Annotated in this window: 14 protein-coding genes; 5 read left to right on the top strand and 9 right to left on the bottom strand. The window is 63.1% G+C overall.

All coding sequences use genetic code 11. From position 1 onward, the window contains the following. Window positions 1-196 precede the first annotated feature (196 nt). Window positions 197-814 carry a hypothetical protein gene (locus tag LB558_RS10525; protein ID WP_412033458.1) on the bottom strand — a complete coding sequence of 206 codons (618 nt, stop codon included), beginning with the start codon at window positions 812-814 and terminating at the stop codon, window positions 197-199. 442 nt (window positions 815-1,256) lie between these two features. Here LB558_RS10525 and LB558_RS10530 point away from each other — a divergent pair, with 442 nt between their 5' ends. Together LB558_RS10530 and LB558_RS10535 are read left to right on the top strand one after the other, a co-directional pair. After that, window positions 1,257-3,260 (top strand): PhoX family protein, encoded by a 2,004-nt coding sequence (locus LB558_RS10530; RefSeq protein ID WP_224697497.1) that lies wholly within the window; start codon window positions 1,257-1,259, stop codon window positions 3,258-3,260. Between the two features lie 224 nt (window positions 3,261-3,484). Then, the gene (locus LB558_RS10535; RefSeq protein ID WP_027040313.1) at window positions 3,485-3,709 is read left to right on the top strand and encodes a hypothetical protein; all 225 of its coding nucleotides are present in this window, start codon (window positions 3,485-3,487) and stop codon (window positions 3,707-3,709) included. On the opposite strand, the gene LB558_RS10540 is transcribed toward LB558_RS10535, so the two are convergent. Beyond that, complete coding sequence (locus LB558_RS10540; RefSeq protein WP_224697498.1) at window positions 3,701-4,891, bottom strand: flavin-containing monooxygenase; 1,191 nt, start codon at window positions 4,889-4,891, stop codon at window positions 3,701-3,703. The genes LB558_RS10535 and LB558_RS10540 overlap by 9 nt on opposite strands. Window positions 4,892-5,241: 350 nt before the next feature. On the opposite strand from LB558_RS10540, the gene LB558_RS10545 reads away from it, so the two are divergent. Next, window positions 5,242-6,279, top strand: coding sequence for a phosphatidylglycerol lysyltransferase domain-containing protein (locus LB558_RS10545; RefSeq protein WP_224697499.1), 1,038 nt, complete (start codon window positions 5,242-5,244; stop codon window positions 6,277-6,279). A gap of 31 nt (window positions 6,280-6,310) precedes the next feature. Here the strand turns inward: LB558_RS10545 and LB558_RS10550 are convergent, their stop codons facing one another. Both LB558_RS10550 and LB558_RS10555 read right to left on the bottom strand, forming a co-directional pair. Beyond that, the gene (locus LB558_RS10550; protein ID WP_224697500.1) at window positions 6,311-7,072 is read right to left on the bottom strand and encodes an ABC transporter permease; all 762 of its coding nucleotides are present in this window, start codon (window positions 7,070-7,072) and stop codon (window positions 6,311-6,313) included. After that, complete coding sequence (locus tag LB558_RS10555; protein WP_224697501.1) at window positions 7,069-7,995, bottom strand: ABC transporter ATP-binding protein; 927 nt, start codon at window positions 7,993-7,995, stop codon at window positions 7,069-7,071. The genes LB558_RS10550 and LB558_RS10555 overlap by 4 nt, the downstream gene beginning before the upstream one ends. A 259-nt stretch (window positions 7,996-8,254) precedes the next feature. On the opposite strand from LB558_RS10555, the gene LB558_RS10560 reads away from it, so the two are divergent. Together LB558_RS10560 and LB558_RS10565 are read left to right on the top strand one after the other, a co-directional pair. Next, on the top strand, window positions 8,255-9,616 hold the full coding sequence (locus LB558_RS10560; protein ID WP_224697502.1) for a cytochrome ubiquinol oxidase subunit I: 1,362 nt from the start codon (window positions 8,255-8,257) through the stop codon (window positions 9,614-9,616). Window positions 9,617-9,625: 9 nt separating this feature from the next. Next, window positions 9,626-10,630, top strand: coding sequence for a cytochrome d ubiquinol oxidase subunit II (locus LB558_RS10565; protein ID WP_224697503.1), 1,005 nt, complete (start codon window positions 9,626-9,628; stop codon window positions 10,628-10,630). 190 nt (window positions 10,631-10,820) lie between these two features. Here the strand turns inward: LB558_RS10565 and msrA are convergent, their stop codons facing one another. The 5 genes from msrA to LB558_RS10590 all read right to left on the bottom strand — a co-directional run bounded on the left by msrA (window position 10,821) and on the right by LB558_RS10590 (window position 14,678). Next, window positions 10,821-11,558: a peptide-methionine (S)-S-oxide reductase MsrA gene (gene msrA, locus LB558_RS10570; protein WP_224697504.1), complete on the bottom strand. Its 738-nt coding sequence runs from the start codon at window positions 11,556-11,558 to the stop codon at window positions 10,821-10,823. Window positions 11,559-11,700: 142 nt separating this feature from the next. Beyond that, on the bottom strand, window positions 11,701-11,958 hold the full coding sequence (locus LB558_RS10575) for a hypothetical protein (RefSeq protein ID WP_127261255.1): 258 nt from the start codon (window positions 11,956-11,958) through the stop codon (window positions 11,701-11,703). A 102-nt stretch (window positions 11,959-12,060) separates the two neighbouring features. Then, on the bottom strand, window positions 12,061-12,759 hold the full coding sequence (locus LB558_RS10580) for a DUF1223 domain-containing protein (RefSeq protein WP_224697505.1): 699 nt from the start codon (window positions 12,757-12,759) through the stop codon (window positions 12,061-12,063). Between the two features lie 267 nt (window positions 12,760-13,026). Continuing rightward, window positions 13,027-13,398 carry an endonuclease domain-containing protein gene (locus tag LB558_RS10585; protein WP_224697506.1) on the bottom strand — a complete coding sequence of 124 codons (372 nt, stop codon included), beginning with the start codon at window positions 13,396-13,398 and terminating at the stop codon, window positions 13,027-13,029. A gap of 101 nt (window positions 13,399-13,499) precedes the next feature. Beyond that, a complete protein-coding gene (locus LB558_RS10590) occupies window positions 13,500-14,678 on the bottom strand; it encodes a TadE/TadG family type IV pilus assembly protein (protein ID WP_224697507.1) in 1,179 nt (392 codons plus the stop codon). Window positions 14,679-14,689: the final 11 nt, after the last annotated feature.

The raw sequence follows: 14,689 nt of genomic DNA on the forward strand, positions 1-14,689 counted from the left end.
GAATTGCTCCAGGCCAGGTCCGGGGAAAATGCGCAGCGGTTTCCCGCCCTGGATTGCGCAAAAGCGCGGCGCGTCTCGGGACTGCAGCCATTGCGCGGTGCCGAAAACCGGGACGACGCCGGCCGAAAACGAGGTCACCTCCGCCGGGGGGCGGCGGAGGTGACGTGCGAAGCTGACCGTTGCCTGTTGGCCAGCTTCACAAGGCCTTGAGACGATTGGCATCGGCCGGCGTGGCCTGGCGGTCGATGATCGTGCGACCGAGAGCGTCCTTCATGCTGAAACGACCGTTCTCGAGCTTTTCCGTTATGCCGTCGGGATGCCGGACTGTGATCTTGTTGCCGGTCACGTCGACCTTGTCACCAGTCTTCGCATTGACATGGCTGCCGCTCTTACCCTGATTGGATCCTGATTTGCCGTTGCCGTTATTGCCGTTATTGCCGTTATTGCCATTCCCATTTCCGTTGCCGCTATTGCCGCTGTTCCCGCTATTGCCTCCGCCGGAACCGCCGCCGTTGCCGTTTCCACCGCCATTGTTGCCGCCGCCATTGCCACCCTTGCCGGCGTATGCGCTGGCGGGGTGGATGCCGGAAACGGAACCGTCCAGGACAATCTGGTAGGGCGCGATCGTCAACGCCAGCGCCGCTGCCGATTTGAGCGCCAGCCGGCAACAACGGATCGTGACCGATCTGTGCATTCTGATCTCCGACGACTGAGCCCGGCGCGCGCCACCCAACGTTGCAGTGCAACCAACATTGCCGAAAGACGCGGCGCCCGGAAGCGACCTCCGACCGTTGCGGTTGTCAACCAGGACCATTGCAAGAGCAAGGTTGGACTAAAGTCCCAAGCATATGCTACATTAGCTTCGCATGAACGGCGCCGCGACCGCCATCGCTAAACGGGAGACTGGCTTTCCCGACGCCGACGGCAGACGCCGAACATCAAGTCACCTCCGCCGGGGGCGGCGGAGGTGACTTGTCGAGCTGGCCCTTGCCCGTTGACTCGTTGTTTGCAAACGACTGATGTCAGCGCCGTCGGGGGATGCGCGGCCCAAACATGCCGCCGAAGGTTTCCTCTATCTCGAAACGACGATCCTGGAGCAGTTCCACGGTCTCGGCGAATTGCTTAGCCAGGGCTGCACGCAATGCCTGTCGCGTCTGAAAGGTTTCCCGATGTCACGAAAATGTGACCCGGCGATTATAAGGGGGTCAAACAGATACCCACGCTCCAGCCAATCCAACAGCCAGAGGCAAGCCACCATGACTGACCTTCGCTCCCCCGACACCCGATTTCGCACCAGCCTGCTCGAGGAAAACGACGGCCCGGCCATCAACGCTTCCGACAACCGCACCATGGGCGAGATCGTCGCGGCGCGGTTCTCGCGTCGCGGCTTCCTCAAGGGTTCGCTGGCTGTCTCGGCCATCGCCGCCACCGTCAGCCCGCTGGCGCTGATCAGCGCCGACGAGGCCCGGGCAGCGGAAGGCTCGGCCTTCATTTTCGACGAACTCGAGGCCGGCATCGACGACAAGCATCATGTCGCGCCGGGTTACGATGCCGATGTCTTGCTGCGCTGGGGCGATCCGCTGTTTGCCGATTCGCCCGACTTCGACCCGACGAAACAGTCGGCCGAGGCCCAGGCGAAACAGTTCGGCTACAACAACGATTATGTCGGCTACATCCCGATCGACGGCTCGGCCGAACATGGCCTGCTGGTGGTCAACCACGAATACACCAATCCGCATCTGATGTTCCCGGACATCGTGAAGATCGTCGAAAAGGACGGCAAGAAGTCGGCAGAAGTCGCACCCCTCTCGAAGGAGCAGGTCGATGTCGAGATGGCCGCCCATGGCGGCACCATCGTCGAGATCCGCAAGGATGGTGGCAAATGGCAGGTGGTGCGCGACGGCAAGCTCAACCGCCGCATCACCTCCAACACCGAAATGGCGCTGTCCGGTCCGGTTGCCGGCCATGACCGCGTCAAGACCAATGCCGATCCGTCCGGCACCAAGGTGTTCGGCACGTTCAACAATTGCGCCGGCGGCGTCACGCCCTGGGGCACCTATGTGATGGCCGAGGAGAACATCCATGGCTATTTTTCCGGCGAGCTGCCGGAAGGCCACAAGGAAGCCGCGAACTACAAGCGTCTCGGCATTCCCGAAGGCGCCTATGAATGGGCGGCGCATTACGAGCGTTTCGACCTCGCCAAGGAACCCAATGAGGCCAACCGCTTCGGCTGGATCGTCGAGGTCGATGTCAACGACCCGACCTCGACGCCGAGGAAGCGCACCGCCATGGGCCGCTTCAAGCATGAGGGGGCCGAATCGATTGTCGCCAGGGACGGCCGCGTCGTCTTCTATCTCGGTGACGACGAGCGCTTCGACTATGTCTACAAGTTCGTGACCAAGGGTATGTTCAATCCCGATGACCTCGCGGCCAACAAGGACCTGCTCGACGATGGCACGCTGCATGTCGCCAGGTTCGCCGAAGATGGCACGGTCGAATGGCTGCCGATCGTCTTCGGCCAGGGGCCGCTGACGGCCGAAAACGGTTTTGCCAGCCAGGCCGACGTGCTGATCGAGACGCGCCGCGCCGCCGACCTGCTCGGTGCCACCAAGATGGACCGCCCCGAAGACATCCAGCCCAATGCCGTCAACGGCAAGGTCTATGTCATGCTGACCAACAATTCGAAGCGCAAGGCCGACCAGGTCGACGCCGCCAATCCGCGCGCCGAAAACGCCTTCGGCCACATCATCGAGATCGCCGAGGACGGCGGTGATTTCACTGCCGCCAAGGGCAAGTGGGAAGTGCTGCTGAAATGCGGCGATCCGGCGGTTGCCGATGTCGGCGCCACCTTCTCGACGGCGACGACGGCCAATGGCTGGTTCGGCATGCCCGACAATTGCGCGGTCGATTCGGCCGGGCGCCTGTGGGTCGCCACCGACGGCCAGGGTCCGAAAGCCACCGGCCGCACCGATGGGCTGTGGGCGGTCGACACGGAAGGTGCCGCGCGGGCGACCTCGAAGCTGTTCTTCCGCGTGCCGATCGGCGCCGAAATGTGCGGCCCGCTGTTTGCGCCCGACGACCAGACCGCCTTCGTCGCCGTCCAACATCCGGGCGACGGCGGCGAGGATTGGGAAGGCTTCGGCCGTCCGTCCTACTATGAGGATCTGTCGACGCGCTGGCCCGACTTCAAGCCCGACATGCCGGTGCGGCCGTCGGTGGTCGCCATCACCAGACAGGGCGGCGGCAAGATCGCGGTCTGATTGCCCACCAGCATGGGTGCAGCGGGGCAGAATTTGCACCGCTGCTGTGCCTTGAAGCCGCGGCATGGATCCCTTGGCCTGCGGAGCAGCTCCAGGGGTCTGCGCCGCGTCGCTTCGCTCCTTGCTCTGCCCAGGACGACGAGGCGACGGGGTGAAGACGGTCAAGCCTCGGGAAAGATTGGCAATTTAAACGTGGCGCCCTAGATCTTTATCAGGAGATCGCCATGTCGAAGTCCGTCTATGACCGTGGCTTGCTCAAGCCAGCCGATATCGCCAAGCTGCAGCGCGTGTTCGACGAGGCCTGCCGGCGGCGCGAGGCACATCCCGATTCCGCCGAAGCGCGGGAGATCGCGCTTAACCTGCTCGCCCTGCACAATGCCGGCATGGTGGAAGAGGACATGCTGATGGAAGCCGTCGGTTTCCGGCGGCTGGAACCCAAATCAGCGTAATGCGCTGGGTTGGTGCGAGGCCGACCCTGCAATCCGTTTGGCGATCGCCTTGGCCATGATACCGGCATTGGCGAAGCAGCCGCGAATGCTTGGCCGCATGCCGGTGAACCACAGACCGGGCAATTTGGGATCGGCTTCGCCACCGTTGAAGACCGGGACGCCCTTGGCGTCGAGCACGCCAAGCTTGCCTACCATGGGCTCCAGCCCGGTGCGGTAGCCTGTCGCGGCAATGACGATGTCGGGATCGATCAGGCTCCCATTGGCCAGGATCACGCCGTCACGGGTGAATTCCCGTATGCCGGGCACGACGGTGATCTTGCCGGCCTTGATGGCGCTGACGGCCCCGTCGTCGGCGGCGATCGCGGTGTAGTCCGAGGTCAGGCGGCTGGCGCCGCCCGCAGGTGCCGGCGGCATGCCGAATTTGGTCAGGTCGCCGAAAACCAGGCGCTGCGTTGCCGCCATCACCGCATCGGCCACCCGCAAGGGCAGGCGCGCCATGATCGGCGAAAGCCGGTGCACGGCGATCTTGCCGATGCGCTTGGGCAGCAGGGCGGGACCGTTGCGGGCCGACAGCCAGATAGCGGCCGTGTCTATGCCGGCCAGATGATTGAGCGCATCGAAGCCCGAATTGCCGGCGCCGACGACCAGCACTCTTTGGCCCGCATAGCCCTGCGCGTCACCGAAATCCGCCGAATGGATGATGCGCCCGACGAAATCCCTCATGCCTTTCCATTCCGGAGTGAACGGTTGCCTGTCGCGGCCGGTGGCGATGACGACATTGCGGGCCAGGCGCGCTCCGGCGCTGGTGCGCAATGCCCAATGATCGCCCTTGAAGGTGATCTCTTCGACCGCGATGCCAAACTGTACCGGCAGCCGGTTCTCCTTCTGGAAATCATTCATGTGGCGGATGACGACCATCCTTTGCGGAAAGGCAGGCGTGCCAGGCGGAAAGGCGAGACCAGGCAGCGAAGAAAGATCGCGGTGGGTGTTGAGATGCAATTGCTGGTGCCGCCGGTGCCATGGCTCGGCCAGCCGGTTTTCCTTTTCCAGGACCGCCGTCGGCACGCCGGCGTTCATCAAGGCGTGCGCGACGGCCAGTCCGGCAGCACCGGCGCCGACGACGATTGCCGGCTCGACCGTGGTCGGCAAATCCGCAACCGATCTGATTGTCGTATCAGTCATTCACTCGAATCCCGTTCGACGTCCCGCCGCAAGGCTCGCAGGACGCTGTAACCGTTTGATCCCGCGCAGTATCCTGCAGCAAACCGCGGCCGAATTTCGAGCGATGCGATTTAGCGCCATACGCCGGGCCGCGGTTGCGCTCTATATGGCATATGCGCGATATCAACGGTAATCAGGTCGCGGCAATGTGATTGATTCGAGGCTCTGGGTGGCTGGCGGGTCTCGACTATCCCCCACGCGCATGCCCGAAATCGAGTCCGATTTTCGAGCCGTGCGCAGAATCAAAGTGTTACAGCACCTCGGCGCGTCCTGGACGGCCGGCGCTGTAGGCGGCACGCGGAATCTCGACCATGCCCTCCTTGCGGTTCTATTTCGACAAGATCCTTGAGGCCGCCGCGCCCGAGGTCGAGCGGCAGGCGCTGACCCATGTCGAACGGCTGGCACTGGTGCGCCGCTATGGCGACTTCTCGCTCGCCTATTCCACCGCCGTGCAAGGCAAGCTTTCCTATTTCGGCGACGCCGACGGCTACATCGCCTTCGGCACCAAGATGAAGCACCATTTTGCGCTCGGCGACCCGGTGGCGGCTCCGGCACGTCGGGCCGATTACATCAGACGTTTCGCCGAGACCGCCGGCAGCCCGTGGTTCGTGCAGATCGGCGAGGAGACCGCACGCGTGCTGGCCGGACTGGGCTACAAGGTCAATCGCCTCGGCATCGACACCCGCCTCGCCCTGCCTGCGCATGATTTTTCCGGGAAGCGCAACGAGACCGTGCGCTACTCCGAGCGCTGGCTGCTGAAGAAGGGCTTTTCATTCGGAGAGGACAAGCGCACGATCTATCTCGACGAGATCGCCCGGCTTTCGGAAAACTGGCGTGGCGACCGCATCGTCAAGCGCTGGGAGATGGGCTTTCTCAACCGCAACTTTGCCGACCATCTCGGCACCGACATGCGCCGCTTCGTGCTGCACGGGCCCGACGGCGAACTGGTAGCTTTGCTCGACTTCGACCCGCTGTGTCGCGACGGCAGGGTCATCGGCTACACGACCGCCTTCAAGCGCAAGCATATCGATGCCTCGCCGCATGCCGAGATCGGCCTGACCAAATTCGCCGTCGACCGGTTTCGCGAAGAGGGCATCTCGGTGGTCACGCTCGGCCTGTCGCCGATGCTCGATATCGGGCCAAGCGGATTTGCCGAAAGCGATTTCTGGCGCAATGCCTTCCAGCGCGCCTACTCTTCGCCCTGGGTCAACCGCCGCAGGTTCAACCTGCAGGGCCAGGCGGCGTTCAAACGCCGCTTCCACGGCGTCGAGGAGCCGGTCTACATCGCCTTCCGCAAGGGAACGTATGTCGAGATGCTGGGGTTGTTGCGGCTGATCAAGGCAATCTAGGTCTGGCGGTGCTTCAAGATGCTTTCCGCGGTCAGTTCCTGAGCCGATAGCCAGTCCTGAAGATCCAGGCGACGATGGTTATGCAGACTAGCAGGAAGACAACGGTCATGCCGAGGCTGACGCCGACCGAGACATCGGACTTGCCGTAGAAGCTCCAGCGGAAACCGCTGATCAGATAGACGACCGGATTGAACAGCGTCACCGTGCGCCAGACCTCGGGCAGCATGTTGATCGAATAGAAGCTGCCGCCGAGGAAGGTCAGCGGCGTGATGATCAGCAGCGGCACCAGCTGCAGCTGCTCGAAGCTCTTGGCCCAGATGCCGATGATGAAGCCGAACAGGCTGAAGGTCACCGCCGTCAGCACCAGGAAGGCGAGCATCCAGAACGGGTGCAGGATGGTGAGCGGCACGAACAGCGAGGCGGTGGCCAGGATGATCAGGCCGAGGATGATCGACTTGGTCGCGGCACCGCCGACATAGGCGATGACGATCTCCAGATAGGAGACCGGCGCCGACAGAAGCTCGTAGATCGAGCCGACGAATTTCGGGAAGTAGATGGCAAAGGAGGCGTTGGAGATCGACTGCGTCAACAGCGACAGCATGATCAGACCCGGCACGATGAAGGCGCCGTAGCTGATGCCGTCGATCTCGGTGATGCGTGAGCCGATGGCCGAGCCGAAGACAACGAAATACAGCGACGTCGAGATGACCGGCGAGACGATGCTCTGCAGCACGGTGCGGAAAGCGCGCGCCATTTCCATCCGGTAGATCGCCCATACTGCGCGAAGGTTCATGGCTCCCTCCTCACCAGATTGACGAAGATCTCCTCGAGCGAAGAGTTTTGCGTGTCGATATCGCGGAACTGGATGCCGCCGGCCTCGAGGTCGCGCATCAACGAGGCGACGCCGGGCCTCTCGGCCTGGTTGTCATAGGTGTAGGTCAGCTGCCCGCCATCCGGCGACAGGTCCAGCGCATAGCGCGAGAACGCCTCGGGAATGGCCGTCAGCGGATTGCGCAGCTCCAGCACCAGCCGCTTGCGGCCGAGCTTGCGCATCAGTTCGGCCTTGTGCTCGACCAGGATGATCTCGCCGCGATTGATGACGCCGACGCGGTCGGCCATCGCCTCGGCTTCCTCGATATAGTGCGTGGTGAGGATGATGGTGACGCCGTCCTCGCGCAGCCGGCGCACCATGGCCCACATGTCCTGGCGCAGCTCGACGTCGACGCCGGCGGTCGGCTCGTCGAGGAACAGGATGCGCGGCTCATGGGACAGCGCCTTGGCGATCATCAGCCGGCGCTTCATGCCGCCCGACAGGGTGATCGCCTTGGCGTCCTTCTTGTCCCACAGCGACAGGTCGCGCAGCACCTTCTCGACGAAAGCTGGGTTGGCCGGCTTGCCGAACAGGCCACGGCTGTAATTGACCGTCGCCCAGACGCTCTCGAAGGCGTCGATGGTCAGTTCCTGCGGCACCAGTCCGATCAGGCTGCGCGCGGCGCGATAATCCTTGTTGATGTCGTGGCCATCGACGGTGACGGTGCCCGACGAGCGGTTGACGATGCCGCAGACGATCGAGATCAGCGTCGTCTTGCCGGCGCCATTGGGCCCAAGCAGCGCGAAGATCTCGCCGCGCTGAATGTCGAGATTGACTTGCTTGAGCGCGGTAAAACCGGTGGCGTAGGTCTTGGAGACCCCGGAAATGGACAGGATGGAAGGCATGGGTGAAAACGGCTGCTTGAAAGAGGTCCCCTGATATAGGCCGAATGTCGGTGCATGCAACCGCAAGTCAATGCCCTGCTGACAGTTCTCGACAATCGTTGCCGGCCGGCCATTGCAGGTGCAGCGCACAGGCCCGGAGTTGCGCGGCATGCAACCGGCAAAATTGTCCTGTGGCGTTCAGCCTCGCGGCAGGACGCCGCTTTGACCCAACGGCGCTACAGGCCTATTCTTACCTCATTAGAAGCAGCCGGAGCCCACCATGGACCCGCTCATCCTGTCGCGCATGCAATTCGGCGCGAATATTTCATTCCACATTCTATTTCCGACGATCACCATTGCGCTGGGTTGGGTGCTGCTGTTCTTCAAGCTGCGCTACAACGCGACCAACGATTCCGCCTGGATGCGCGCCTATTTCACCTGGGTGAAGGTGTTCGCGCTGTCCTTCGCCATGGGCGTGGTTTCGGGCGTCACCATGAGCTTCCAGTTCGGCACCAACTGGCCGGGCTACATGCAAAAGGTCGGCAACATAGCCGGGCCGCTGCTGGCCTACGAGATTCTTACCGCCTTCTTCCTCGAAGCGGCCTTCCTCGGCATCATGCTGTTCGGCTTCCGCCGCGTCTCCAACCGCATCCACACGCTGGCGACGGTGCTTGTCGCCGGCGGCACCACCGTCTCGGCCTTCTGGATCATCGCGCTCAATTCCTGGATGCAGACGCCGGCCGGCTTCGAGATGCGCGACGGCGTGGCGCATGCGGTCGACTGGTGGGCAATCATCTTCAACCCGTCGATGCCCTACAGGCTGACCCACATGCTGCTCGCCTCCGGGCTGACGGTATCGTTCCTGATCGCCGGTCTGTCGGCACTGCGCTATCTCACCGGCGACCGCTCGGAATCGATGTGGAAGGCGTTGCGCACCGGCGTCTTCACCGCGGCGATCCTGATCCCGATCCAGATCTTCGCCGGCGACCAGCATGGGCTGAACACGCTGGAGCACCAGCCGCAGAAGATCGCCGCCATGGAGGCCAACTGGAACACCGGCCCCAACGTGCCGCTGGTGCTTTTTGCGCTCCCCGACGAGGCAGCCAAGGAAAACAAATTCGAGATCGCCATTCCCGACGGCGCCAGCCTTATCCTGCGGCACTCGACCAGCGGTGTCGTCCCGGGGCTGAACGACTATCCCGGCAACCACCCGCCGGTCTTTCCGGTGTTCTGGGGTTTCCGTATCATGGTCGGCACAGGCATACTGATGCTGCTCGTCTCATGGTCGGCGGCCTTCTTCCTCAAGCGCCGGCACAGCCTGCCGAAGCCGCTGGCGATGCTGATGGTGCCGATGGCGCTGTCGGGCTGGCTGGCGACGCTGGCCGGCTGGTACACCACCGAAATCGGCCGCCAGCCCTGGCTGGTGACGGGCGTGCTGAAGACCGTCGACGCGGTCGGCCCGGTGGCCGGCAGCCATGTCGCGCTGACGCTCGCCATATACCTCGTTCTCTATGTGCTGTTGCTGATCGCCTATCTCGGCGTGCTGGTGCACCTGGCGCTGAAGGCGGCGAAGGACGGCGATTCATCGCCGCTGCCGGGCGTCATGAACGCCGCCATGTCGCAGCCGGCGGCTGGCGAGTAGGAGAAGAAAATGAGCTTCGACTGGCCAACCGCGCTCCCCTTGATCTTCGCCGGCCTGATGGGCCTCGCCATCCTGATCTACGTCATTCTCGACGGTTTCGATCTCGGCATCGGCATCCTGTTCGCCGCCGCTGAAGACGCCGAACAGGATACGATGATCGCGGCAATAGGCCCGTTCTGGGACGCCAACGAAACCTGGCTGGTGCTGGCCGTCGGCCTGTTGCTGGTCGCTTTCCCGATGGCGCATGGCGTCATCCTGACCGCGCTCTACATTCCGGTGTTCGTGCTTCTGGTCGGCCTGATCCTGCGCGGCGTCGCCTTCGATTTCCGCGCCAAGGTGCCGACCGAGCGCAAGCACCGCTGGAACCGTATTTTCTTCCTCGGCTCGCTCATCGCCTCGCTGGCGCAGGGCTATATGCTGGGCGTCTATGTGCTCGGCCTCGATGTCGGCCTCGGCGGCATGGCGTTCGGCGTGCTGGTGGCGTTCTGCCTTGCCGCCGCCTACGCGGCGATGGGCGCGGCCTGGGTGATCTACAAGACCGAGGGCGAGCTGCAGAAGAAGGCGGTGCGCTGGCTCCGCACCGCACTGGTGCTGACCGCGCTCGGCATGGCGGCGGTGTCGCTGGCGACACCCTTCGCCAGCCCGCGCATCTTCGCCAAATGGTTCGTCTGGCCAGAGATGCTTTATCTGTCGCCGCTGCCGATCCTGTCGGCGGTTTTGTTCCTGTGGCTGTGGCGGCAGACCTTCCACCTGCCAAAGCCCGACGACCGCCATTCACTGACGCCGTTCCTGACGCTGGCCGCCATCTTCGCGCTCGGCTTTGCCGGTTTGGCCTGGTCGTTCTACCCGTTCGTGGTGCCGGATCGCCTGACCATCTGGCAGGCGGCCTCGGCACCGGAAAGCCTGGCAATCATCCTGGCCGGCACCGTGATCGTGCTGCCGGTCATCATCTTCTATTCGTTCTATGCCTACCGGGTGTTCAGCGGCAAGGCGACGGATCTGACGTATGATTGAGGGGGGGTGGCGCGAGCTGATCTCCCCCCTCGAGGGGGAGATGTCGCCGAAGGCGACAGAGGGGGTCGCCACACGTAGAGCGCTAACCTCCTTCCGTCGCAAAAGGCCGAGCCCAGTCGGACCGACCCCCTCTGGCCGCTTCGCGGCCATCTCCCCCTCAAGGGGGGAGATTACGCGCGTCCGCCAAACCTTAATTGCTCGCCGACAGCACCAGCACCGGCTTGTCGCTGTAGAGCGCCGGGAACAGCGCCTTGAGGTTCGCCACCTTGGGCAGGTCGTTGTAGACGATGTAGGGATAGGTCGGGTTCAGCGTCAGGAAATCCTGATGATAATTTTCGGCCGGATAGAAGGTCTTGCCGGTTTCCAGCGTGGTGACGATCGGCTCGGGAAACACCTTGGCCTTGTCGAGCTGGGCGATGTAGCTCTGCGCGATTTTCTTCTGTGCATCGTTTTCGGCAAAGATCGTCGAGCGGTACTGAGTGCCGGAGTCCGGACCCTGGAAATTCAGCTGGGTCGGGTTGTGGGCGACCGAGAAATAGACCTGCAGCAACTGGCCGTAGGTCACCTTGGACGGATCGTAGGTGATCTCGACGGATTCGGCATGCCCGGTGCGGCCTGAGCCGACTGTCTCGTAGACGGCGGTGTCCTTGTCGCCGCCGGTGTAGCCGGAGACGGCCTTGGTGACGCCCTTGACGTGCTGGAACACGCCCTGCACGCCCCAGAAACAACCGCCGGCAAAGATTGCCTTTTCAGTGCCGGCAGAAGCCTTTTCATCCAGTGCCGGCGGCGGGATCTTCACCGCGTCCTCGGCCGAAACCGCCGGCGTCAGCCAGAAGGCGGCGCCCGCGGCCGCCAGCGCAAGCGCGGCGAGCGCGCTGCGGAAGACGTGCGACGATTGTCTGGTGACTGGTTTTTGAATGTCGGTCATGGCTTGAACTCCTGTGACGTCCATCATGTGGAGTCTATTGGATAAGATACGATCATGCGACGGGCGAGTTGCGGCCGAAGCCTCACTTTCACGTGCATCCGGATTCGGACCCGCGGGACCGAAGCCGGAAACAGCACCACCTTTACTTGGCCGGAGCCATCGCATCCGTTGCCGGCTTCATGGCGTCGGCGGCCGGCTTCATCGAATTGGTGGCCATCGGGTCGGCCGGCTTCATGGCATCGGTTGCAGGCTTCATCGCATCCGCGGCCGGTTTCATGGCATTTGCAGCCGGCTTCATCGCATTGGTCGCGTCGTCGGCACGGGCGATGCCGCCGGCAAACAGCGCCGTCGAGCACAGGGCAAGAGCGAGCGCCGGCAGCGTCAGGCGGGAAGTGGTCATGATGGTCTCCTTGGGGTTGGTCGTTGAAGGCGCGTCCTCTTGACGGCCGTGCTATGCGGCGCCGCTCATGCGGCGTTGCGCAATCTCTTGTCGAAGCGCGATCTAGTCGGTCGCGGCAGCCAGGATCGGTCCGCCACCGGGCGACTGCACGAGCACGGCGGTGCTCAGGCCGCCGGATGCGGCGGGCAGCGGATATGTCGCGGCCGCGCCGGTCCAGCTGCCGAGGTTTTTGAGCCCATGCACGACATTGGCGTGCGGCAAGGTGCGGCCGGTATTTTCGCCGCGCGCCACCGGCACCTCGACGACGCCCTTGGCATAGCGCACCAGCCAGACATCGGCATGGCCGCCAGGTGCGGCGCCGGCGCCGATGCTGATCTTGCCGCCATCGAGCGACAGCGACGGGCCGCTCATCCGGCCGCTCACCGAGATCAGCTTTTCGATCTCGCCGGGGGCGGCGCCGACGACATCGGCATGGCCGTTGACCACCACTTGCGGGGTGAACGGACCCTCATGGCCGAGCGCCGGCTCATAGCTGACCTGGCGCTGGGTGAATTCCTGGCGGCCGAAAATATCCTTCCAGCCGAGATAGTCCCAGTAGGTGACGTTGAAGGACAGCGCCAGCACGCCGGGCCGGTCCTTGACCTTGATCAGATTGGCGTTGGCCGGCGGGCAGGACGAGCAACCCTGGCTGGTGAACAGCTCGACCACGGTGAGCGGCCGGGCGACGGCCGCCCCGAGCGACACTGCCAGCGCAAGAGCGCAAAGGCTGGACACTTTGACGAACGTGCAGGATCGCGACATCGGCTTGCTCCATGGGCGGCGGCGCCTGGAAGCACCGCTGATGTCCCCACTTCGCCGCTGTCACGGACTTCGTTACAGCGCTCACCGGTTTGTGATCGTCAGCGTTCTTCCTTCTCCCCCTGTGGGAGAAGGTGGATCGGCGCGCAGCGCCGAGACGGTTGAGGGGTGGGTGACGGATCTCCGTCGGCGCCAAGCTGGAACACCCCTCATCCGACCTCGCTTCGCGAGGCCACCTTCTCCCACAGGTGGAGAAGGAAGAGGGCGCCACTACCGCCACGGCTGCAGACTCGTATCCCGTACATAGGCGATGATCGTATCACAAACGGCGCTCAGATCTTTCAGAACGTCATCGTTCCAAAAGCGCAGAATGCGAAAGCCTCTCGCCTCCAGGTCAGCCTTGCGGACGCGGTCAGACTCCAACTCCGCATGCTGGCTGCCATCGATCTCGACGACCAAGCCTGCTTCCAAGCAGACGAAATCGGCAATGTACCTTCCAATAGGAACCTGGCGTCGGAATTTTATCCGGTCGAGCCTGCGGTCGCGCAGTTCATGCCACAGCCGGTCTTCCGCTTCCGTCATTACACGCCGGAGCGAACGGGCGAAACTTCGTTTGGCTGGCGGGACAGGTTGATGGGGCATGGCTTAGATTAGCCAGCTATTGCGCTCCGTCCAACACCCCTCGTCCGTCTCGGCGCTGCGCGCCGATCTCCCGCAAGGGGAGAAGGTAAGAAGAGCAGCGTCTACTGCGTCAGCAGCGTGTCGGACGGGCGCCGGTTGAAGTCGCACTTGCCCATCACGCTGTAAAAGAAGTCGGCGTTTGTAACGTCTGGCAGTGGGGGATTGTTGCCGCCGTCTTCCCATGCCTGGTCGCTGGTCTCGCCGCAGGGCACAGCGGCGAAGATGTCGACGACCGCGTTGCTTGCAACCTCGACGGGGAGGTATTGGGAAGGGTTCAGGGCCTTTTGTGCCGCAGTGCCGTACCCGGCGCCCAAGTAGAGCCGATTCGACGTGCTTGTGTCGTTCGACTTGAGCGGATTGACCGGCCCGGACGGCACATTCATCTGCAGATATAGCTGGTTCATCGAGCTCACGTCGATTGTTGCGCCACTGTTGTTCCCGGCGGAATTCGTGGTTGCGCACGTCGTCTTGAAATAGATGGTGGAGCCGTTCGTATTGCCGCTTTTTGCCACTGCGGTGCTTCTGTAAACTCCTGCGGTCGGAGTAAAATCGGTTGTTGATCCTACCGACGTGCACACTTGGCTCTGAACCGGCGTCTCGGTTGTTCCCGACACAGTGGAGATAGTTGTCGTGCCGTAACCTTTCGGGTCGGCAGCGGTATAAGTCTTACCCCCGCTCGTATAAGAATAACTGTAACCTTTGTAGACGTAGTTAACCTTCATCATGGCCGTCGGCGTGGTTGTGGAGGTCGAACCGAAGGGAAGGCCGTACACGGTCATGGTCTTGTTCCAGTAGCCTGAAACGTGATCGACGTTGAATGTAGCCTGGACCAGCGCCGGTGTTTTGCTGACCGCCGACGTGACGCCGATCGCCACAGTGGGGATCCTGGCGATCGTCATGAACAGGGTCGGCATGGGGAAACTCGCCGTTGCCTGCGCCGTGGCGGTGCCGTTGGCGCTGACGTTGAAGCTGTTCAATGTGGCGGCCCCCTGTCCGCCATTGGCCACATAGGAAGCCTGCATCGACACTTGGCGCTGGGCCAGTGTCGAGGTCGTATCCATCGTGGTGATCGACAGGATCGCGGCATCGAGTGCTGCCTGCTCGGTCGACTTGGTCTGGACCGCGGAGGTGTAGTCGACGGAAAAGCCGATCGCGGTGATCAGCGGAATCATGGCGAGAACAAGTATCGGTGCGAACGAGCCGCTCCGCGACTCGATAAAATTGGCTGCAAGCCCCCGCATGCCTTGATCCC

Source organism: Mesorhizobium sp. CO1-1-8, from assembly GCF_020164875.1.
GTDB lineage: Bacteria > Pseudomonadota > Alphaproteobacteria > Rhizobiales > Rhizobiaceae > Mesorhizobium.